This window comes from Stenotrophomonas sp. FR010, from assembly GCF_047520755.2.
GTDB lineage: Bacteria > Pseudomonadota > Gammaproteobacteria > Xanthomonadales > Xanthomonadaceae > Stenotrophomonas > Stenotrophomonas sepilia.
On record NZ_JAXBQT020000010.1, the window covers coordinates 139248 to 159392 of the forward strand.

Genomic DNA, 20145 nt, shown 5'->3' on the forward strand with positions numbered 1-20145 from the left:
GCCGGTTCCGCACTGCCAACAATGAGCACCATGAACAACGGGAACGGTCCGCAGACAGTTCGCTGAGCCGCAACAACGACGCAGACGTTGTTGCGGTGAACATCCCTGCCATGCATGCGAAGTGGATGGATCACCGCCGGACTCACTCTGGGCGGAGACTCCCCATGTTCAATCGACAGGCCCCGCGTTGGGCCCATACCCTGCCATCGGCCATTGCGCTGATGGCGCCGTTCGACCTCCTGGCCTCGCTGGCCATGGATATCTATCTACCTGTAGTGCCCTTGATGCCTGGCGCCTTGGGAACATCGCCTGCGCGGGTGCAATTGACGCTGAGCATCTACCTGCTGGTGCTCGGCGTCGGTCAACTGCTGTTCGGCCCGTTGTCCGACCGGATCGGGCGCCGCCCCGTGCTGTTGCTGGGGGCGTTGCTGTTCACCGTTGCCTCGTTTGCGCTGGCGTTGTCCAGCAACAGCGGGTTCTTCCTGGCCTGGCGCACAGTGCAGGCGATTGGCGCGTCGGCAGCGCTGGTAGCGACGTTTGCCACCGTCCGCGACGTATACGCGGATACACCGCAGGGGGCGTCCTTGTATGGACTGTTCGCTTCGATGCTGGCCTTCGTGCCGGCACTGGGGCCGATGCTGGGTGCACTGGTGGCTGCAGCAGCAGGCTGGCGTGCGATCTTCGTGCTGCTGGGTGTGCTTGGCCTGGTCGCCGTCCTGCGCGCGCAACGCCAGTGGCAGGAAACCCGACCCGCAGGGCGCAGGGACGCTGGACCGGCACTGCAGAAAATTCTTCGCAGTGGTGCCTTCTGGGTCTACACGCTGGGATTCAGTGCCGCGATGGGCACGTTCTTCGTGTTCTTCTCGATCGCACCGCGCGTGCTGGTCGAGCGCATGCAGTACTCCCAGATCACCTTCAGCCTGGCGTTCGCGACGGTGGCACTGGTGATGGTCCTCACGTCGCGCATGGCGAAGACGTTCATCGCGCGCTGGGCGGTGCCTGGCACATTCGTGCGTGGCCTGTGCGTGATGGTGGCGGGTGTGTTGTTGATGGCGCTCGCTGCGGAGTTGCCACTGTCATTCGCCAGCGCCGTGCTGCCCATGTGGGGCATCGCGGTGGGGCTGGTGATGGTGGTTTCGGTGGCTGCCAGCGGCGCGTTGAGTGAATTTGCCGATGCGTCGGGTATGGCGGTGGCGCTCTACTACGCGATGCAGAGCCTGATCGTGGCCTGCTTCGGAACACTGGCTACGGTGCTGCTGCCAGGCGATACGGTATGGCCGCTGGTGGCCTATGGGCTGTTGCTGCCAGTGGCCAGCCTGGTCGCCGCGGCGATGTTGCGCGGCCGCCGCTAGCCTCGGCCGGTGATAAAAAAAGGGCGGCCATCAGGCCGCCCCAATCCTTCATGAGAACACGTGACGGGAACTAGAAGCGCACCGACCAGCGCACATTCGCACTGTGGTCGCGGCTTTCACTGCCGTACTGGCCGCTGTAGCCCAGTTCCAGCTGCTGGCGCTCGGTCAGCCAGGCCGACAGGCCCAGTTCGGCCACCACCGCGTTGTCGGCGATCGGCGCGCCGTTGACCGCAAACGTCGTGCTTCCGTTGGCGAAGGCCAGGTTGGCGACCTGGCTGCGATCACCGGAAGCGCGGCGATAGCCGACGCCACCGCGCAGGTGCAGCCAGCTCTCCTGCTGGAACGAAGCCTTCAGTCCCTTGTCGAAGCGCAGGCCGGCAGTGGCAATCGTGGTTCCGGTATCGTCCACCTTGCCCTGCAGTGCCGCTGCTCCACCGCGTTCGTTGACGCGCTTGAGGTCCACTTCCACGCGTGCGACCTGCAGGTAGGGCTCCAGCCCGGCTTCCGGGCCACCGAAGCGGTAGCCGGCTTCGATGAAGGCTTGGCGGGTGCGGGCGTCGTAGCGCGCGCTCAGGCTGTCGCTGAAGCCTGCGAAGGCGACATCACGCGTGCTCTTCACCTCGTGCTTGCTCCACGCCACACCACCGCGCAGGCCGAAACCGCCCCAGTTGTGGCTGGCGTAGGCACCGAAGTGCGTGTTGTCGATCTTCGACTTGGCGCGACGCTCCTGCTGCTTCACGTCGGTGCGGCCCGTACCGGCCAGCACGCCGACCTGCCAGCCGGAGAACTCGCGGTCGATGCCGACCAGCAGGCCGTTGCTGTTGGCTTCGGTGCGGGCAGTGTTGACGTCACCGTCCAGCTTGCTGTTGCCACCGATGGCCTGCACCCATGCACCCGTCGCGTCACCCACGTCGCTACCGGGTGCGGCGGCGCCGGCACGGCGTGACAACGCGGCATCGCGCACGTAGCGGCTGCCCTCGACCAGGGCGATGGCCGTGGCCGGATGCAGCTCGCCGCTGAGGCCATCGAGCACGCCTCCAACCTGCTGCGGGAACAGCTGGGTCAGTGGTTTGGGCAGGCCCTGGGCGATCGGCAGCAGGTCGGCGGCGGCCGCCACGGCACGCTGGTTGGGCGTGTGCGCGGCGGTGGTCAGTGAAGCGCCACGGGCGACGTCGATGCGCGTGCCGTTGGTGCCGTAGGCCAGGCTGAACTGCAGGAATGGGGAGAACGCGCTGAAGTCGGTCTTGGCGAACTGGCCGTTGATGCCTCCGTCGGCACGCAGGAAGTTGAACTGCTCGCCGAGGTAGTACACACCCGGCTCCGGCAGCGCGACCAGTGTGCCGCCAAGGGTGGCGGTGCCGGTCACGTGCAACTGGTCACTGCGGCCACCCGGGGCCAGCTCGGCGGCATAGACGCCGGTGGCACCCTGCACGTAATTGCCGTTGATGGTCAGCGTGCCGATCGAGTTGCCCGGCGCGATGATGCCGTCCACGCGGGTATTGCCGAGCGTGCCGACGCCCTTCAGCAGGCCGTTGGCGCCGACCGTGGTGGTGCCGCCGGTCTGCGTGCCGTTGAAGGACACCACGCCGCCGTTGATCACCAGGTTGCTGTTGTTCAACACGCCGCTGGCGCTGACCGCGCTCACGCCACCGGTAGTGGTCAGTGCGGTGGAGACCAGGCTGCCGTTGAGCAGCAACTGGCCGCCCTGTACTTCGACCGCCCAGGCAAGCGTGTTGGCGCCGTTCAATTCCAGCGTACCGTCCTGCAGTACCGCGCCGTTGAAGCTGTTGTTGCCGCTCAGGCGCAGCCAGCCGATACCGGATTTGGTCAGCTTGCCAGGGCCACCGATGTCGTTGGTCCAGTTGTCCCAGGCATCGCCTTCCCAGACTTTCAGGCCGCCGGCCTTCTGGTTCATCACCACGTTGGTGTCCACGCGCAGCGAGCCGTAGCCCTCGATGGCCTTCTTCAGGTCCACCATGCCCCAGCCGTAGATCGGATCGATGCCTGCTGCACCCAGGTCGCGTGCGGTGGTCAGCAGCACGTCGCGCACCTGCGCGTTGTCCAGATAGGGGAAGCGCTCCATCAGCAGGCCGAGCGCGCCGGTGATGTGCGGCGCCGCCATCGACGTGCCGGTCTTGGTGCCATAGACGTACTGGGTATTCTCGCTGTCGATGATCAGCCGCACATAGGCGGAGGTGTTCTCGACGCGGCCCTGGATATCGCCGGACACGATGGTGCTGACGATGTCGGTGCCGGGTGCCGAGATGCACCAGTTGGCGGCAACGCCGCAGATGCTGGAACTGCCATCGATCACATAGTCGGTTTCGCCCGCAGCGGCGTTGGGCCGGCGGACGTTGGCGACCGCGAGCCAGTACGGTTCCAGTTCGGGCTTCCAGCGCGGCATGGCGGCCGTGATTCCGGCGACGGCGCCGCTGCCGTTGCCAGCCGACCACACCTGGATGAGGGTGGAGCCCGGGGTATCGCCATTGTTGGCGTAGATGCTGCCATACACGCCGTAGTCGGCACCGATGTTGGCGTACTGCTGGTCCAGCGCGGCGGCGGTCATGTTGCGCGTGGAGATGCCCCAGCTGTGGTTGATGGCACGCACGCCCTGCGCCTGGATCTGTGCATACATATCCAGCGTGGCGGCGTCATCCGGATCAGTGCGGTACACCGCGCGCGGGCGATAGTACTTGTCCGGATCCAGGCGCCACTCATAGTAGGTGTCGCCGAACACGCGGGCGGCGGTGAGATCCGCACCAAAGGCCACGCCATGCATGCCGGTGCCATTGCGGTTGGCGCCGATGGTGCCAAGTACATGCGTTCCGTGGTCGGCGTAGCTGAAGCCATAGGGCTGGCCGGCCGCGATCAGGCGTGCCGCGAGTGCGGCCGGAACGCCGGCACCGAGGCCGTAGTAGTTGTAGCCGGGCTGTTCGCCGCGGGTCTGCCCGCAGGCACCGGTCCCCGCGACCACACCCGGCGTCGCGCAGTCGGCACCGATGGTGATGCTGGAGGTATTGCGTCCTGCAAACTCCGGATGCGCCAGCGCGGAGCCCGAATCGAACAGCGCCAGGCGTACGCCCTTGCCGGTCAGGCCGCGTGCATAGGCGTAGTCCGCGCCCATCGCACCCAGGCCCCAATCGGCGTTGAACTCATCGCTGCGCCAGCTGGCCGGATCGCCCGGGTTGCCAAGAACGGCGGTGCTGCTGGCGGCAGGTGCAGCGGCCGTCGCTGAGGGTGCAGCGTTGGCAGCAGGCTGCGCCCATGCAGCCTGCATCTGGCGCTGCTGCTGCCAAGCCTCGAGTGATTCGCTGGCCATGGCTGGCAGTGCGGTGACCAGCAGCAGCGAGCTGGCGACGGCAAGCGCCAGCGGGCGGTGCGCCAGGGAGCGGGACGAACGGCCGTACAGCGGGTGATTCATCGGACAACTTCCTTGGTTGACGGACATCAAGGCCGTTAACGCAAAGGCATGGCGATATCCCCCAGTAATGTGAAGGGATTTTTATGAACGTGTTAATGTTGTGTGATCGGTGCATGACGTGGCTCCGCCGGGCCGGGCGCCGCGACCTTTCTTTTCGAGGCCTTGGAGCCGTCCATGCGTAGCGCATTGCGTAAACCACAGTTGGCGATATTGGGTAGTGCCGATCCTGGCAGCGACGCGTTCGAGCGCGCAGCTGAAGCAGGGCGTTTCCTGGCCGTGCAGGGCATCACGCTGGTCAGCGGCTGTGGCAGTGCCGCTACGCGGGTAGCTGCCGAGCAGGCGGTAGCCGCCGGTGGCCAGGTGCTCAGCGTGATCCCGGAAAGCGGCATGCCGGCAACCGATTGGCCCGCCACGGTGGTGGTGCCCTGTGGCATGGGCGATGCGCGCAACCTGATCATGGCCCTGGCCGGTGATGCCTGCATCGTGATCGGCGGGCGCGCCGGTACGATCTCGGAGGTTTGCCTGGCCTGGCTGCACAAGCGGCCGCTGCTGCCGCTGGTGGGGGCCGGTGGCTGGTCCGATGCGCTGCCGGACAACCCGCCGGACGAGCGCGGCAATTCGCCGATCCTGCCGTGGCGCAACATTGATGAGCTGGCCGGGCAGCTGCGTGTGCTGGGGTTGCTGCACCGCTGAGTCGAGCGGGATCGGCCTTCACCCAGCGTCCCGTGTGCAGCGCTAAGGTGGCCCGGCCTGGGATCACCAGGCTTATCAAGGAGCGATGTCGATGCGTACTTTCGGGAAAGTGATCGCCGGTGTTGTGTTTGCGTTGGCCTGCAGCGGCTCGGTGGCCGTGGCCGGACCGGTCCAGCCCTGCGATCTACCCTGCTGGAAGGCTTACCAGGCATGTGTGTCCGGTGGTGGTGATGCCATGGAATGCCAGTACGAATACGATCGATGTGTCATGGAGCGCTGCGGCGCGGTGTAAGCCCAGCCATGCTCGGCTGAAGACGGGCCCCGTCCGTGACGGGGCTCTTCTGTTCGTGCGCAAGGTCGGGCAGTCTCGACACATTCTTCCTGGTGGAGTGGAACATGGCCGTCAAGCGTGTCGTCGCCAACATCGCCACGCCCGATCCCTCACGTGCCGCTGCGTTCTATGGCGAGCTGCTCGGCATGCCGGTGGTGATGGACCATGGTTGGATCGTCACCCACGGCGGGCAGGGCAGTGCGCAAGCGCAGGTCAGCTTCGCCAGCGAAGGGGGCTCGGGCACGCCGGTGCCGGACCTGTCGATCGAAGTGGACAATCTGCAGGACGTGCTGCAGCGCATGCGCGCGGCCGGCATCGCGCTGGAATATGGCCCGGCCGACGAACCCTGGGGCGTGCGGCGCTTCTTCGTCCGCGATCCGTTCGGTCGGCTGTTGAACATCCTCGCCCACGCCTGAGCGGTGGATGGTGCCTCGCCACGCCTGACGGTGCGCGCGGGACGATGACCGTCTACCGGCGTGCTGGCCCTGCTCGCGGCATCCGGGCTGCTCCGGCAGCACAGGCGCGCCTGGACGCGCCGCGGTCAGCCCTGCTGGCGTTGTGGACCGTCCCTCGTTGGCGTCGCTTCGGCCGCTTGCCGCTGCTGCCGTGCATTGGCGTGGCGAGCGTGCCCGCCTTCTCGGCCGATCGCTGCCATGTGCTGGCGGTTGCGGCTGATCGCCTCGCCGCCCTTGCGGCCGGCCACGCGTGCCTCGGCCGGGCTGAACTCATGTGCATTGCCGGACGCATGCGCGGCGCGTCCTCCCTTTGCGGCGATCGCGCGCTGCTTGTCCCGGTCCATCGAGGCGAAGCCACGATGGGAAGTGCCGTGGTGCTGGTCGGCCATGGGAAGGCTCCCGTTGCATGGAAGGGAAGCTCATCCTTGCCGGTCCCCGGCTAACGGAGTGTCCGCACCGGTGCGGCTGCCTTCACGCCGCACCGTACTGCTTTTCACGGCGCAGATACGCCGCTGCGCGCATCGCCCTGCGTGGCTAGGATGAACTGCACCCTTCACCCAGGCCGGCGTGATGGGCTCGGCCGAAGAGGAGTACGTGCTCGGCCATACAGCTCCTTTGGCCGCGCAGTGCCGCACGCTGGAGCTGCGCCTGGGCAACGGCGGCTGGACGTTCCCCAGCGAAATCGAAATGGCCGCAGAGCAGTAAGGCTTCAGCGCCGGCGGGCGTCCTGCAGGCGCTGCGCGAAGGGCCGCTGTGCGAGCGCTGCAAGGGCGTCGCGCAGTACCTGCTCCAGCGGCTGCCCCACATCGGCATCGAGGCTGCGCGCCGCTACGGCAGTGGCCTGCCATTGCGCCTGCAGCGCAGGCATCGCGCGCTGTGCGCGGGGGCTCAACTGCAGGATGCGTTCACGACCATCGTCGCCGCTGGACGCGTGCAGCCAGCCATCGCGCACCATCGCCGCCACGGTCTGGCTGAGCGCCGAATGGCTGAGCCCGCAGGCCGATGCCAGGTCCTTGATCCGGCAGGGGCCCTGCGCCATCAGCGTGCGCAGCACCGGTGTGTAGCGGGGCCGGTAGTCCAGTTGCAGGTCCCAGTAGGCCTGCTCGACCGCCGGGTCCAGCTGGTCGAGCAGGGCGCGCAGCAACGTGCCGAGCGTGGCGTGTTGGAGATCCATGACCAGGATGATATATAAGCGCTTATATATCTTCAACGCGGAGGTGGTTGATGGCCGTGTCCTGGATGCTCGCTGCGTTGCTGGCAGGGGCCTGCCCGGCGCAGGACGGCGTGCTGCGCGCGGCGGCCACCGCCGTGCAGGCGCAGTACCTTGACGAGGCGGAGGGCGCCCGTATCGTCGATGCCCTGCGCACCTGGTCGGTGCAGCAGCGCTATGCGGACAGCTGTTCGGATCCGGTTGCGTTCAGCGCACGCCTGAACCAGGACCTGGACATGTTCGATGGCCACTTCCATGTTGAACGCGTGGACGCAGCGGCCGGCCAGGACGATTGGTTGATGGCCTGGCGCGCCGATGCCCGCGGCAATGGTGCCGGCGTGCGCGAGGTGCGGGTGATGGAGGGCAACATTGGCTACCTGCGGCTGAGTACCTTCTATCCGCTGGATCTGGCGCGCCCGAAGTTCGCTGCGGCCCTTGCCCTGCTGGCCGACACCGATGGCCTGGTGCTGGATCTGCGCCAGAACGGGGGCGGCGACGATGCAAGTGCCGACCTGCTGGTACGCACGCTGCTGGACGCGAAGATCGACGCGGTGCAGCAGCTGGACCAGCGCGGCCGGCGCACGCCGGTACCGCTGCCGCCTGCCAGCCTGCCTGCGTACCTGAAACCGCTGGTGGTGCTGATCGACCGCCGCACCGGTTCGGCGGCCGAGTTCGTCGCCTATTCGCTTCAGGCACTGGGCCGCGCGCGGATTGTCGGCACGCGCAGTGGCGGTGCCGCTCATATGTTTGGTGATCCTGTGCTGCTGCCCGATGGCTATCAGATCAGTATTCCCGACCGGCAACCCATCAATCTGCGCACCGGTGGAAACTGGGAACGTACTGGCGTGAGGCCTGATGTGGCCGGCGGCGACGATCCGCTGTTCATCGCGCGGCAACTGCTGGCGCCTGCGAAGTCGTCAAGATGAACGCACGATTGCATGGCTGTCCTATCGCGGATGCGCGATTGCATGCCTAGAATCGAAGCATCCCGGTAGTTCCCGGGCGCTTCGAGTGAATGGACTCAATGAAGATTCTGTTGACCGGCAGTTCCGGCCGCATCGGGCGCGCGATCTTCGGTGCGTTGGCGGCTGCCCACGAAGTGGTGGGGCTGGACCGCAGTCCGTTTGCCACCACGCGCATCATTGCCGATGTCAGCGATCGGCAGGCCGTCGCGCGTGCGGTGCAGGGCGTGGATGCGGTCATCCATACCGCGGCCCTGCATGCCCCGCATGTCGGCCTGGTGCCGGATGCGGTGTTCCAGCAGATCAACGTGGAGGCCACCGCACACCTGCTGCAGGCGGCACGCGAAGCCGGTGCACGGCGCTTCGTGCTGACCAGCACCACTGCGTTGTATGGCCATGCCGTGGTGGCCGGTGGCTGCCGTTGGATCGACGAAGACACCGAGCCGCTGCCGCGCACGATCTACCACCGTACCAAGCTGCAGGCAGAGACCCTGGCCGAAGCCGCCGCCACGCCGGGCTTCAGCGTTCGCGTGCTGCGCATGGGCCGGTGTTTCCCGGAACCGCCCGAACGGATGGCGATGTTCCGCCTGCATCGCGGCATCGACGCCCGCGATGTGGCCAGCGCACATGCTGCACTGCTGCTCGACGAAGGCGCCCCGTTCGCGCGCTACCTCGCCTGTGCGCCGACGCCGTTCCGGCGCGAGGACTGCCTGGAGCTGGCCACGCACCCGCGCAGCGTGCTGGCCCGTCGCGCGCCGCAGCTGCTGGCCGAGTTCGAACGCCGTGGCTGGCCGCTGCCATTGAGCATCGACCGTGTCTACGACAGTGCCCGCCTGCGCAGCGAGCTGGGCTGGCAACCGTGCTTCGGGCCGGACGACGTGCTGCAGCAGTATGCCGTCGGCAGCATCGAGGTACTGCCGCGGGCACAGTGGATCAAGGACCGCGTGGCCGAGTGAGGGCATCGCGAGGGGGGAACGCTGAGCCGACCCTGAGCGGATTCAGGAATGTGCAGGCCGACCGCCTCAACCTCGTTGGCGGGCGGCCGCTAACCCAGTGCGCTTCCAGCGCCGGGCGCGCCCCGGCTGCCGGTGGCCTGCGCGACGGATCGCGCGCCTGCGCGGTGCCCTCGTGGTGCCGGTCGTCCTGAACTGCTTGCGGACCCTCCCATGTCTTCTTCCCGCTCTGCCACTGCCCAACGCCCGGGCAGCATCGCCCACAAGTTGATGCTGGGCACCGCCGTGATCGCGCTGCTGTGCTTCGGCCTGACCGCCTTCCTGATCTACCGGCAGGCCAGCGCCAGTCTGATCAGCGCCTCGCGCCAGACCATGACCAGCGAGGCCAACGCTGAGGCACGCCAGGTGGCGGCTGATCTGGGCACGGCTTTCGCCAGCAATGACGCCATGGTCGAGGCCGTGCTGGCCCAGCGTGCCCGTGGTGACATACCCGACCGCGCCAGCCTGGCGGCGGTGCTCGGCGAACAGCTGCGTGCTCATCCTCAATGGCTGGGCAAGAGCACCATGTGGGAGGCCGATGCCTTCGACGGTAAGGATGCGGAGTTCGTCAATACCGAAGCACACGATGCCACCGGCCGCTACATGAGCTACTGGGCCTGGCAAGACGGCAAACCGCAGCAGTCGGTGATGACCGACTACACCGAGACTGCCAGCGGTTCCGGTGACTGGTACATGGTGCCCAGCCGCGACAAGCTGCCCAAGGTCAGCGAACCTTACGCCTATGACATCGCCGGCCAGAAGGTGCTCATGAGCACCCTGAGCACGCCGATCATCGAGAACGGCAGATTCCTGGGCGTGTTCACCGTCGACTTCTCGCTGGCAGCGCTGCAGAAGCACCTGTCAACGCTGAAGCCGATGGGGGCTGGCCGCGTCGAACTGCTGTCGCCCAAGGGCGTGGTGCTGGCCTCGGCCAATGCCGCCGAGATCGGCAAGCCGCGCAACGATGCCCTGACCCGCAGCATGCTGGCCGACATCGCCGCCGACCGTCCGTTCGAGGCCTTCAGCCCCGACGCGGCCGGCAACGTACGCGTGTATGTGCCGCTGCGCGTGGGCGACGCCCCGCAACGCTTCGCGCTGGGCGTGGTGATGCCGCATGCGGTGATCGTGTCTGAGGCACGCCAGCTGCTGTGGCTGACCCTGCTGGTCGGCGTGATCGCCGCGCTGACCCTCAGCGCCGGCGTCTACGTGCTGCTGCGCCGCCTGGCGATCCGCCCGTTGGCCGAAGCGGTACGCGTGGCCGGTGATGTCGCCGCCGACAAGCTGGACAGCACGCTGCCGGCGCGCAGCAACGACGAAGTGGGGCGCCTGCTGGACGCAATGCAGGGCATGCGTGGGCAGTTGCAGTCGGTGATGGCTGCGCAGGCCGAAATGGCGCGCCGGCACGATGCCGGTGAACTCAGCTATCGCATGGATGCTGCGGCCTTCCCGGGCGAGTACGGCCGCATGGTGGCCGACAGCAACCAGCTGGTGGCCTCCAGCAATGCGGTCACCCAGCGCCTGGTTGAAGTGATGCAGCGCTATGCCGTGGGCGACCTCAGCGTGGACATGGAAGTGCTGCCGGGCGAGAAGGCGGTGTTCACTGCCGCAATGGCGACCACCAAGCGCAACCTGGCCGCGATCAACGAGCAGATCCAGCAACTGGCCGCCGCCGCCGCCGCCGGTGACTTCGCCGTGCGCGGTGATGCACTGCGCTTCGAGCATGATTTCCGCCGCATGGTGGAGACCCTGAACACAATGATGCAGGTCAGCGACCACAACCTGGCGGCACTGTCGACGCTGCTGCGCGCGATCGCCGCCGGTGACCTCAGTGCGCGCATGCAGGGCGACTTCCACGGCGTGTTTGCGGTGATGCGCGACGATGCCAACAGCACCGTGCAGCAGCTGACCCAGATCGTCGGCCAGATCCAGCAGTCGGCGGCCAGCATCCGCCTGGCCGCCGGTGAAATCGCCGCCGGCAACAGCGACCTGTCGCGCCGCACCGAACAGCAGGCCGCCAACCTGGAAGAAACCGCCGCGTCGATGGAAGAACTGACCTCCACCGTGCGCCAGAATGCCGACCATGCGCTGCAGGCAAACACGCTGGCCGGTTCCGCAGCCAGCGTGGCCAGCGAAGGCGGCCAGGTGGTCAGCCAGGTGGTGCACACCATGGAGCAGATCGAAGCGTCATCGCAGCGCATCGCCGAGATCATCTCGGTGATCGATGGCATTGCGTTCCAGACCAACATCCTGGCGTTGAACGCCGCAGTGGAAGCGGCGCGCGCCGGTGAACAGGGCCGTGGCTTCGCAGTGGTGGCCAGTGAAGTGCGGGCGCTGGCGCAGCGCTCGGCGGGTGCTGCCAAGGAGATCAAGGAGCTGATCGACGCCTCGGTGGCCCAGGTCGGTGCCGGCGCGCAGCTGGTGCACGGTGCGGGGCGCACCATGCAGGACATCGTCGGTCAGGTCGGCCGGGTCAACGAGATCATGGCCGAGATCTCGGCCGCGTCGCGCGAACAGTCGGCCGGCATCGAGCAGGTCAACCAGACCGTAGTGCAGATGGACGAAACCACCCAGCAGAACGCCGCGCTGGTGGAGGAAGCCAGTGCCGCCGCCCGTGCGATGGAGGAGCAGGCCGAGCAGCTGGCAGTGGCGGTGTCGCGCTTCCGCCTGCAGGCCGAGCCGGAGGGCATGGCCCGCCGCGCGGCCTGATGCCGGAAACGAAGACGCCCGGCGGCTGCCGGGCGTCGGATGCATCCTTGCCGCGCATCCTGCGCAGGTCTGATGGCTCAGAACATTCCTTCAAACGGATTCCAGCTGGCGCGTCCTTCCACCTTTTCCAGGTAGTAGCTGTAGTTGGTGCTGGAGGCGACCAGCAGGTTCATGGCGATGAACAGCATGCGCCCGACGACATCCGGCAGGAACATGCTGACGATGGCCAGCGCGATGTTGATGCCGATCACCACCAGTGCCTTGCGCCACATGCCGAGAATCAGCAGGTAGATGGCACCGAAGAACAACGCGAAGAAGTTCAGGTTGATCTTCAGGCGGTCACCAAAGGACAGTGCCTTCCAGGCCTGCTTGAAGCCGGGGTTCTTGGGGGCGCCGTGCTGGCGGAAGAAGTTGAAGCGGAACTGCCACTTCGGGCTGAACTGGGACAGGTCGGTGGTATTCATTGGGAAACATCCCTGTGAGAAAACGTTTTCATGATAGGACAAGTCCTATTCAGGATCCAAGCGCTAGCGTCAAGAATGTGACGCCTGCCTTGTTCCCGCGCCTGCGGCCAAGCGCCGCGCCGTCACCCGCCCGCCTCGTTTTTAGGATAGGGTGCGCAGTTCCGCTGCCGCCCCGGCTGAACCCGTGCGGCGGCGGGATGTCCATGGAGGTTGCATGACCACAGCTGCTACACCGGAAAACGCACCGGGACCGGTGCTCCTGCCGACACCTGAAGTGGTGCAGGCACAACAACTGCTCGCACGCCAGCAACTGGCGGTGGCGATGGACCGTGCGCGCACGGCCGCCACGCGGGATGCGGCACCGACCGCGCTGGAAAGCGAGTAACCCGCAACACCGTCGATCGCGCTGGCATGTCGCCAGCGCGATCACGGCGCGTGCCGCCGGTCAGAACCGCGCGGTCATGCTCAGGAAGTAGCTGCGCCCGGCGACGAAGTAGTCGGTGGAGCCTTCCGCATACAGCTTCTTGTCGGCCAGGTTGCTGACGCCACCGCGCAGGGTCAGCACTTCGTTGACGTTCCATGCCGCGGTCAGGTCATACAGCGTATAGGCCTTGAGGAAGGTCGTGGCGGTGCCGGTCTGCCTGCCGGTGTACTGCGCCGACAGGCTGCCGGAAAACACCGTGCTGGGCGCCCAGTCCAGCGACGAATAGCCGGAGAACTCAGGCGTATCGATCAGGTTGCGGCCGGTGGTCAGGTTCCTGGCTTCCTTCATCCAGGTCGCCGAGGTGCGCCAGCGCCACTGCTCGCCGAAGCGGACGTTGAGGTTGCCTTCCATGCCGCGGGTGCGCGCGCGCTGTACGTTGCTCATGCGCGTCCACCAGATGCCATTGAACCGGCCCAGTGGTGCGTACTCGATCTTGTTCCGGAAGTCGGTGTGGAAATAGGTCACGCCGACATCGACCAGGTCATTGTCGAAGCTGATGCCGATCTCGCGGTTGGTGCTGGTCTCCGGATCCAGGTCCGGGTTGCCGGCCATGTAGCACCCGCCGCGGGTGTAGCCCAGCGGGATCAGCGAGGTGCAGCCGCGGCCCCCGGACTGGGTAGCGGCACTGGCCGAGTTCTCGGTCAGGCTGGGCGCACGGAAGCCCTTGGAGACGCCACCGCGGATCGTCCACTGTTCGGCAGGGTGCCACACCAGGTACGCACGCGGGCTGACGTGGCCGCCGAACTGCTCGTGATGGTCCAGGCGCGCGCCCACGGTCAGGGCCAGGGTGCGGTGCAGTTTCAGCTCGTCCTCGGCAAACAGCGCCCAGGTGTCCACGTCCAGAGTGGAGCCGCTGACCGCGTTGCCGGCATAGTCGATCGGCGCGCGGCCGATGGTGTCGGTGTTGGTCAGCTCCTGCCGCTTCCATTGGCCGCCTACGGCGAACTGGTGTTCAACGCCGAGGGTGAACGGTGTGGTCAGGCTGCCCTCGATGATCGTATCGGTGGCTTCGGAACGGCCGGCAGCACCGATGTCGTTCCTGTACTCGGTCCAGTACGCACTGATCTTCGAATTGCCGAAGCGCCACTTGCCATCGTGGTTGAGCGCCAGCGAGCTGCGCTTGAGCTCACTGGCACCCCAGGCACCTTCGTCCTGCTTTTCCAGCGACGCATCGATGAAGGCCTGCTGCACGCCGTGCCCGGCTTCCAGCGACAGTTCCTGTGCGTCGCTCAGCTTCCACTGCAGCAGCGCATCGACATTGCGGTCCTTTTCGCCCGCGTAGGCATTGCCGGAGACACCGCCGTTGGAGCGGTCCGAATCGCGGCGCATGCTGTTGGCACCGATGCGCAGGCCGAAGCGTTCGCCCAGCGGTCCGGAGAACGTGGCGCCGATCTGCTGGGTATCGCCGCGCTTGCCGTCAGCCGGGCGGGTGTAGCTGTGGGTGGCGCTGCCGTTCCATTCGTCGCCGATGCGCCGGGTGATGATGTTGATCACCCCGCCCATCGCATCGGAGCCATACAGCGACGACATCGGCCCGCGCACCACTTCGATGCGCTCGATCTGGTCCGGCGAGATCCAGTTCAGGTCCTGGCGGCCGAGGTCGGGGCGATAGTTGGTCGAGGCCGAGCTGCCCATGCGCTTGCCGTCCACCAGCACCAGCGTGTAGTTGGACGGCATGCCACGCAGCTTGATCTTGGACTGCTCGCCGACGGCGCTGAGGCCGCCGGTCACGCCCGGTACGCGGCTGAGCAGGGCGGCCAGGTCCGGCACCGGCTGGCGCTCGATGTCCTCACGACTGATCACGCTGATGCTGGCCGGGGCATCCTTGATCCACTGCTGGCTGCCTGAAGCCGTGACCACCACGGTATCCAGGTCCTTGGTGGAGGCATCGGCGGCGGCCTCTGCGGCGGCCAGGCCGGGCAGGGCCAGCAGGCAGGCGGTGGCCAGGCGGGTGCGCGGCAGGCGCGCGGAACGGGAACGGGACGACAGGGACATGACGGCTTCCATGGGAGGTGGGGTGACCCGGTGGAAGCAGCAGGCGCAGGCAGACAGCAGGCAGCCCCCCCCCCTTCCGTGGGTCGTCGGGTGCGCGGTCAGGACCGGCGCAGCTGGGTGGGTCGCGGCCGTGCGGAAGACGGTGACCTGCCTGGTTGATTAAATGATAACCGTTCGCGTTTGTTACGATCCAGTACCGGGGGCGATGCAGTGACATCTGGCCATGCCCTGGCGTGATCGCCTGCTATTTGCTGAATGGGGACAAATCCCGGTGTAGACCTTCGCACCCGGCTTACATTCTGGGCCCTAGACTGGGCCGCATTTTCGATTCCGCCCCGTTGGAGATCGTGTGGGTTCCGGTAGTGACAGACATCGACTGTGCGGCGTGAGGCCGACACAGCCAGGACAAGTGCGGGCGCCGGGAAAGCGCGCCGGGAACCTTGGTGCATGCAGCCCGGCCGGGATGGCCGGCCGTGCCGACGGCGCGGAGTAAGCGACGATGGGGGTGCAGACCATCCATGCGGAAGCAGGAACGCCCCGGCTCGATGCCGGCTGGGCGCTGCTGCCCGCTGAATCGCCGTTGCCGATGCCCGAACAGACCCTGCGCGAAGGCGCGCTGAAGGTCCGGCGGCATCGCACCTCGCCGCGCTTGATCGGCCTGCGCCGGCTGTACCTGTTTGGTGGCACGCTCGGCATGACCGCCTTGGCTACGCGGATGATGTGGCGGGTGCTGTCGGCCAATGGCATCAGCGTGCTCGAAGCCTGCCTGCTGGTGCTGTTCGTCGGCCTGTTTGCCTGGATCGCGCTCTCCTTTGCCAGCGCCCTGGCCGGCTTCCTGACCGCTGTGTTCGACCGGGGCTATCGGCTCGGCATCGACCCGGACAAGCCGTTGCCGGTCGTGCACAGCCGTACTGCGCTGTTGATGCCGACCTACAACGAAGACCCGCGCCGCCTGCTGGCGGGCCTGCAGGCGATCTACGAGTCGGTGGCGGCCACCGGCCAGCTCGACCGCTTCGACTTCTTCGTGCTCAGCGACACCCGCCGCGAGGACATCGCCGCTGCCGAGGAACAGGTGTTCGCCGAGCTGCGCGAGCGTGTGCCGGAGGGGCAGACGCGCCTGTTCTATCGTCGACGTGGTGACAACAGCGGGCGCAAGGCCGGCAACATCGCTGACTGGGTCCGCCGCTTCGGCGGTGCCTACCCGCAGATGCTGATCCTTGACGCCGACAGCCTGATGACCGGCGACAGCATCGTGCGCCTGGTGGCCGGCATGGAACACAACGCCGACGTCGGACTGATCCAGACCCTGCCGTCAGTGATCGGCGGCCGCACCCTGTTCGCGCGCATGCAGCAGTTCGGTGGCCGCGTGTACGGGCCGGTGATCGCCCGCGGCGTGGCCTGGTGGCACGGCGCCGAGAGCAACTACTGGGGCCACAACGCCATCATTCGCACCCGCGCCTTCGCCGACCACGCCGGCCTGCCGGCGCTGCCGGGGCGCAAGCCGTTCGGCGGCCACGTGCTCAGCCACGATTTCGTCGAAGCGGCGCTGATGCGTCGTGGCGGCTGGGCCGCGCACATGGTGCCCTACCTCGGTGGCAGTTACGAGGAAGGCCCGCCGACGCTGACCGACCTGCTGGTGCGCGACCGTCGCTGGTGCCAGGGCAACCTGCAGCATGGCAAGGTGGTCGGCAGCCGCGGGCTGCACTGGATCAGCCGCACGCACATGCTGATCGGCATCGGCCACTATTTCACCGCACCGATGTGGGCGATGCTGATGCTGATCGGCATCGCCATCCCGCTGTTCCAGGAAGGCATCGATTTCAACGCCCTGCTGCACCTGTCGCCCAGCGTGTACTGGCGCGCACAGGATGAAGAACAGGTGGTGCGCCTGTTCGCCGCCACCATGGCGGTGCTGCTGCTGCCCAAGGTGCTCGGCTACCTGGCAATGCTGCTGGACCCGGTCGACCGCCGCGGTTGTGGCGGTCCGATCCGTGCCTTCGTATCGATGCTGGTGGAAACCGTGCTCGCCGCGCTGATGGCGCCGGTGGTGATGTACGTGCAGTCACGCGGCGTGGCCGAAGTGTTGTCCGGGCGCGATTCCGGCTGGGACGCGCAGCAGCGTGACGACGGCGGCATCTCGTGGATGGCGTTGATCCGTGGCTACGGTGGCCTGGGTGTGTTCGGCGCCTTCATGGGCGTGCTGGCCTGGGCGGTATCGCCGTCGCTGGCGGCCTGGATGGCGCCGGTGGTGATCGGCATGGTTCTGGCCGTTCCGGTGGTGGCGCTGACCTCCTCGCGCGGCCCCGGTGCTTTCCTGCATCGCCTCGGCCTGCTCGATATCCCCGAAGAGAACATCCCGCCACCGGTGCTGGTACGCGCCGCGCAGCTGCGGCGGGAAGCGGCCGAGCAACCGCCGCTGCACTGATTGCCCCGCGCCAGCGGCATAATGCGGCTCGAACTTGAAGGAGCCGCATCATGCTGCAAACGGTGGAACAGGAAACCGGCGCCTCGCCGCAGTGGTCGGTGATCTGGTTGCACGGCCTCGGCGCCGACGGCCATGATTTCGCGCCGATCGTGCCGGAACTGGTGCGGCCGCACTGGCCGGCGCTGCGCTTCGTGTTCCCGCACGCACCCGTGCGGCCGATCACGATCAACAACGGCGTGCCGATGCGCGGCTGGTACGACATCGTGGGCATGGACTTCCGTTCGCGCGCCGACATGGCCGGCGTGCAGGAATCGGTGGTGCAGCTGGACGCACTGATCGCGCGCGAGATCGAGCGCGGCATCGCGCCGGAGAAGATCTTCCTGGCAGGCTTCTCGCAGGGTGGGGCGATCATCCTGACGGCCGCGCTCTCGCGTACCGCGCCGCTGGCCGGCCTGATCGCGCTGTCCACCTATCTGCCCGAAGCCGACAGCGCCACGCGTGTTGACGGCGCGGTGCAGGTGCCGGTGTTCATGGCCCATGGCAGTGGCGACCCGGTGATCCCGCAGGCCGTCGCAGCGCACAGCGCGCAGGCGCTGCGTACGCTGGGCCTGGATGTGGCGTGGCACAGTTACCCGATGGCCCACCAGGTCTGTGCCGAGGAGATCCAGGCACTGGGTGACTGGCTGCAGGAACGCCTGGGCGCCGCCTGAGCCATGTCGCCGGCCAGCACACCGCCGTGGATGCCGGAACTGTGCCGCCTGCCACGGCTGGCGGCGATGCTCGGCCTGGCCGAGCTGGTGGTGGTGGTACTGGCGCTGGCGCCGGACGGCAGCCGTCACTGGACCTTCGGCGAACTGCTGTCGGCCAGCGGATTCGCGCTGTGGCTGGCGCTGGCGGTGACCGCCAGCCTGTGCCTGCTGCGGCAGACCCTGTCGCGGCTGCCGCCGGTGCTGGGCGCCATTGCGGCGACCGTGCTGGCAACCCTGATCGCGGTGGTCTGCGCCGGCATCGTGCACGCGCTGTACGCGGTGCTGGGCGACAGCTTCGCCAGCGGCATCAGCTTCTGGCGTTTCACCCTCGGCAGCGCGGCAACCACGGCGCTGATCGCCGCGCTGGCGCTGCGCTACTTCTACGTAAGCGATCGCTGGGCCGCGCAGGTGCAGGCCAACGCGCGCGCGCAGGCCGACGCGCTGCAGGCGCGTATCCGCCCGCATTTCCTGTTCAACAGCATGAACCTGATCGCCAGCCTGCTGCATCGTGACCCGGCAGTCGCCGAGCGCGCGGTGCTCGACCTGTCCGATCTGTTCCGTGCCGCGCTGGGGGCGGGCGAGGGCGATTCCACCCTGCGCGACGAATGCGAGCTGGCAGAGCGCTACCTGTCGATCGAATCGCTGCGCCTGGGCGAACGCCTGCAGGTGCGTTGGCAGCGCGACGAGCCGCTGCCATGGGACCTGCCCTTGCCAAGGCTGGTACTGCAGCCGCTGGTGGAAAATGCCGTGCTGCATGGCATCTCGCGCCTGCCCGACGGCGGCACCATCGAACTGCAGCTGGCGCGCGAGGGCAATGAGCTGCAGATCCGCGTACGCAACCCGGCACCCGATCCGCAGGCGCCGGGACTGGCGCTGGCACGCGGCGCCGGCCATGCCCAGCACAGCATCGGCCATCGGCTGGCCTGGCGCTTCGGCAGCACCGCGCGGATGACGGCTGGCTGGAGCGAGGGCTACTATGCCTGCCAGGTGACAGTGCCGATCCAGTGAGGGAACGATCGTGAGGGTAGTCATCGCCGACGACGAACCGCTGGCGCGCGAGCGCCTGCGCAGCCTGTTGGCGGCACAGGACGGCGTGGACGTGGTGGCCGAGGCCGGCAACGGTGAGCAGGCCCTGCACGCGTGCGCGGAGCTGCAGCCGGACCTGGTCCTGCTGGATATCGCGATGCCCGGGCTGGATGGCCTGGAAGCGGCCCGCCACCTGGCCAGCTTCGAACCTCGGCCTGCGGTGGTGTTCTGCACCGCCTACGATGCGCATGCGCTGTCGGCGTTCGAGGCCGCAGCGATCGACTACCTGATGAAGCCAGTGCGTGCCGAACGGTTGGCGGCGGCGATCGCACGTGCGCGCACGTTCCTGGCCGGCCGCGATGGCCGGCCGCAGGAGCACAGCGGGCAGCAGGCACGCAGCGTGCTGTGCGCACGCCTGCGCGGCAGCCTGCGCCTGATTCCGCTGGACGATATCCACTACCTGCAGGCCGAGGAGAAGTACGTGGTGGTGCACCACGCGCGCGGCGAGGACCTGATCGAGGAATCGCTGAAGTCGCTGGAAGAAGAGTTCGCCAGTCGTTTCATCCGCATCCATCGCAACTGCCTGGTGGCACGCCACGAGCTGGTGGAGCTGCGTCGGGGCTCGGGCGGGCAGGTGCAGGCGGTGTTGCGGCATGGCAAGCAGCCGCTGGAAGTCAGCCGCCGGTGCGTGGCGACGCTGAAGCAGGAACTGCGGCATCTGTGAGTGTTCCGCGCGGCCTGCGGCCGCGACTGCTGCGAAATCAACAGCAACAGCAACAGCAACAGCGGGTTGTCGGCTCTGTGTTGTTGCGTGTTGGGTGAGGCGGGATGGGCGGGCGGGACACGCCGTAAACCCATCCATGGGGGCTCGATGGCGCCA

General features: G+C 67.3%; 18 protein-coding genes. 13 read left to right on the forward strand and 5 right to left on the reverse strand.

Going from position 1 to position 20145, the window contains the following annotated elements:
* Positions 1 to 164 precede the first annotated feature (164 nt).
* Positions 165 to 1352 (forward strand): CmlA/FloR family chloramphenicol efflux MFS transporter, encoded by a 1188-nt coding sequence (gene cml, locus ACM0PK_RS11335; RefSeq protein WP_134970935.1) that lies wholly within the window; start codon positions 165 to 167, stop codon positions 1350 to 1352.
* 70 nt (positions 1353 to 1422) lie between these two features.
* Here the strand turns inward: cml and ACM0PK_RS11340 are convergent, their stop codons facing one another.
* On the reverse strand, positions 1423 to 4773 hold the full coding sequence (locus ACM0PK_RS11340) for an autotransporter domain-containing protein (RefSeq protein WP_414607824.1): 3351 nt from the start codon (positions 4771 to 4773) through the stop codon (positions 1423 to 1425).
* A gap of 174 nt (positions 4774 to 4947) precedes the next feature.
* Between ACM0PK_RS11340 and ACM0PK_RS11345 the strand changes: the two genes are divergently transcribed.
* The 3 genes from ACM0PK_RS11345 to ACM0PK_RS11355 all read left to right on the forward strand — a co-directional run bounded on the left by ACM0PK_RS11345 (position 4948) and on the right by ACM0PK_RS11355 (position 6213).
* Positions 4948 to 5466 (forward strand): SLOG cluster 4 domain-containing protein, encoded by a 519-nt coding sequence (locus ACM0PK_RS11345; RefSeq protein WP_180885047.1) that lies wholly within the window; start codon positions 4948 to 4950, stop codon positions 5464 to 5466.
* Between the two features lie 91 nt (positions 5467 to 5557).
* Entirely contained in the window at positions 5558 to 5758 is a 201-nt protein-coding gene (locus tag ACM0PK_RS11350; protein ID WP_061478113.1) for a hypothetical protein, read from the forward strand.
* 104 nt (positions 5759 to 5862) lie between these two features.
* The gene (locus ACM0PK_RS11355; protein WP_072167239.1) at positions 5863 to 6213 is read left to right on the forward strand and encodes a VOC family protein; all 351 of its coding nucleotides are present in this window, start codon (positions 5863 to 5865) and stop codon (positions 6211 to 6213) included.
* Between the two features lie 125 nt (positions 6214 to 6338).
* Here ACM0PK_RS11355 and ACM0PK_RS11360 read toward each other — a convergent pair whose 3' ends face one another.
* On the reverse strand, positions 6339 to 6641 hold the full coding sequence (locus ACM0PK_RS11360) for a KGG domain-containing protein (protein WP_180885045.1): 303 nt from the start codon (positions 6639 to 6641) through the stop codon (positions 6339 to 6341).
* A 181-nt stretch (positions 6642 to 6822) separates the two neighbouring features.
* On the opposite strand from ACM0PK_RS11360, the gene ACM0PK_RS11365 reads away from it, so the two are divergent.
* The gene (locus ACM0PK_RS11365) at positions 6823 to 6957 is read left to right on the forward strand and encodes a hypothetical protein (RefSeq protein ID WP_414607825.1); all 135 of its coding nucleotides are present in this window, start codon (positions 6823 to 6825) and stop codon (positions 6955 to 6957) included.
* Between the two features lie 4 nt (positions 6958 to 6961).
* On the opposite strand, the gene ACM0PK_RS11370 is transcribed toward ACM0PK_RS11365, so the two are convergent.
* The gene (locus tag ACM0PK_RS11370; protein WP_414607826.1) at positions 6962 to 7426 is read right to left on the reverse strand and encodes a MarR family winged helix-turn-helix transcriptional regulator; all 465 of its coding nucleotides are present in this window, start codon (positions 7424 to 7426) and stop codon (positions 6962 to 6964) included.
* A 50-nt stretch (positions 7427 to 7476) separates the two neighbouring features.
* Here ACM0PK_RS11370 and ACM0PK_RS11375 point away from each other — a divergent pair, with 50 nt between their 5' ends.
* The 3 genes from ACM0PK_RS11375 to ACM0PK_RS11385 all read left to right on the forward strand — a co-directional run bounded on the left by ACM0PK_RS11375 (position 7477) and on the right by ACM0PK_RS11385 (position 12122).
* On the forward strand, positions 7477 to 8388 hold the full coding sequence (locus tag ACM0PK_RS11375; RefSeq protein ID WP_414607827.1) for a S41 family peptidase: 912 nt from the start codon (positions 7477 to 7479) through the stop codon (positions 8386 to 8388).
* Positions 8389 to 8486: 98 nt separating this feature from the next.
* Complete coding sequence (locus ACM0PK_RS11380; RefSeq protein ID WP_180885039.1) at positions 8487 to 9380, forward strand: NAD-dependent epimerase/dehydratase family protein; 894 nt, start codon at positions 8487 to 8489, stop codon at positions 9378 to 9380.
* A 210-nt stretch (positions 9381 to 9590) separates the two neighbouring features.
* Positions 9591 to 12122, forward strand: a complete 2532-nt coding sequence (locus ACM0PK_RS11385; RefSeq protein ID WP_414607828.1) for a methyl-accepting chemotaxis protein — start codon at positions 9591 to 9593, stop codon at positions 12120 to 12122.
* Positions 12123 to 12199: 77 nt separating this feature from the next.
* Here ACM0PK_RS11385 and ACM0PK_RS11390 read toward each other — a convergent pair whose 3' ends face one another.
* Positions 12200 to 12586, reverse strand: coding sequence for a DUF2628 domain-containing protein (locus tag ACM0PK_RS11390; RefSeq protein ID WP_014648516.1), 387 nt, complete (start codon positions 12584 to 12586; stop codon positions 12200 to 12202).
* A gap of 214 nt (positions 12587 to 12800) precedes the next feature.
* On the opposite strand from ACM0PK_RS11390, the gene ACM0PK_RS11395 reads away from it, so the two are divergent.
* The gene (locus tag ACM0PK_RS11395; protein WP_172412093.1) at positions 12801 to 12971 is read left to right on the forward strand and encodes a hypothetical protein; all 171 of its coding nucleotides are present in this window, start codon (positions 12801 to 12803) and stop codon (positions 12969 to 12971) included.
* Positions 12972 to 13031: 60 nt separating this feature from the next.
* Here ACM0PK_RS11395 and ACM0PK_RS11400 read toward each other — a convergent pair whose 3' ends face one another.
* Entirely contained in the window at positions 13032 to 15065 is a 2034-nt protein-coding gene (locus tag ACM0PK_RS11400; protein WP_180885037.1) for a TonB-dependent receptor domain-containing protein, read from the reverse strand.
* 499 nt (positions 15066 to 15564) lie between these two features.
* Here ACM0PK_RS11400 and mdoH point away from each other — a divergent pair, with 499 nt between their 5' ends.
* Genes mdoH through ACM0PK_RS11420 form a run of 4 tightly spaced genes read left to right on the forward strand, consistent with a single transcriptional unit; the run spans position 15565 to position 19989 of the window.
* The gene (gene mdoH / locus ACM0PK_RS11405) at positions 15565 to 17490 is read left to right on the forward strand and encodes a glucans biosynthesis glucosyltransferase MdoH (protein WP_414607829.1); all 1926 of its coding nucleotides are present in this window, start codon (positions 15565 to 15567) and stop codon (positions 17488 to 17490) included.
* A gap of 50 nt (positions 17491 to 17540) precedes the next feature.
* Positions 17541 to 18200, forward strand: a complete 660-nt coding sequence (locus ACM0PK_RS11410; RefSeq protein WP_005419549.1) for an alpha/beta hydrolase — start codon at positions 17541 to 17543, stop codon at positions 18198 to 18200.
* Between the two features lie 3 nt (positions 18201 to 18203).
* Positions 18204 to 19247, forward strand: a complete 1044-nt coding sequence (locus ACM0PK_RS11415; RefSeq protein WP_005419547.1) for a sensor histidine kinase — start codon at positions 18204 to 18206, stop codon at positions 19245 to 19247.
* A gap of 10 nt (positions 19248 to 19257) precedes the next feature.
* Positions 19258 to 19989, forward strand: coding sequence for a LytR/AlgR family response regulator transcription factor (locus ACM0PK_RS11420; RefSeq protein ID WP_053497027.1), 732 nt, complete (start codon positions 19258 to 19260; stop codon positions 19987 to 19989).
* The last annotated feature ends 156 nt before the right edge of the window (positions 19990 to 20145 follow it).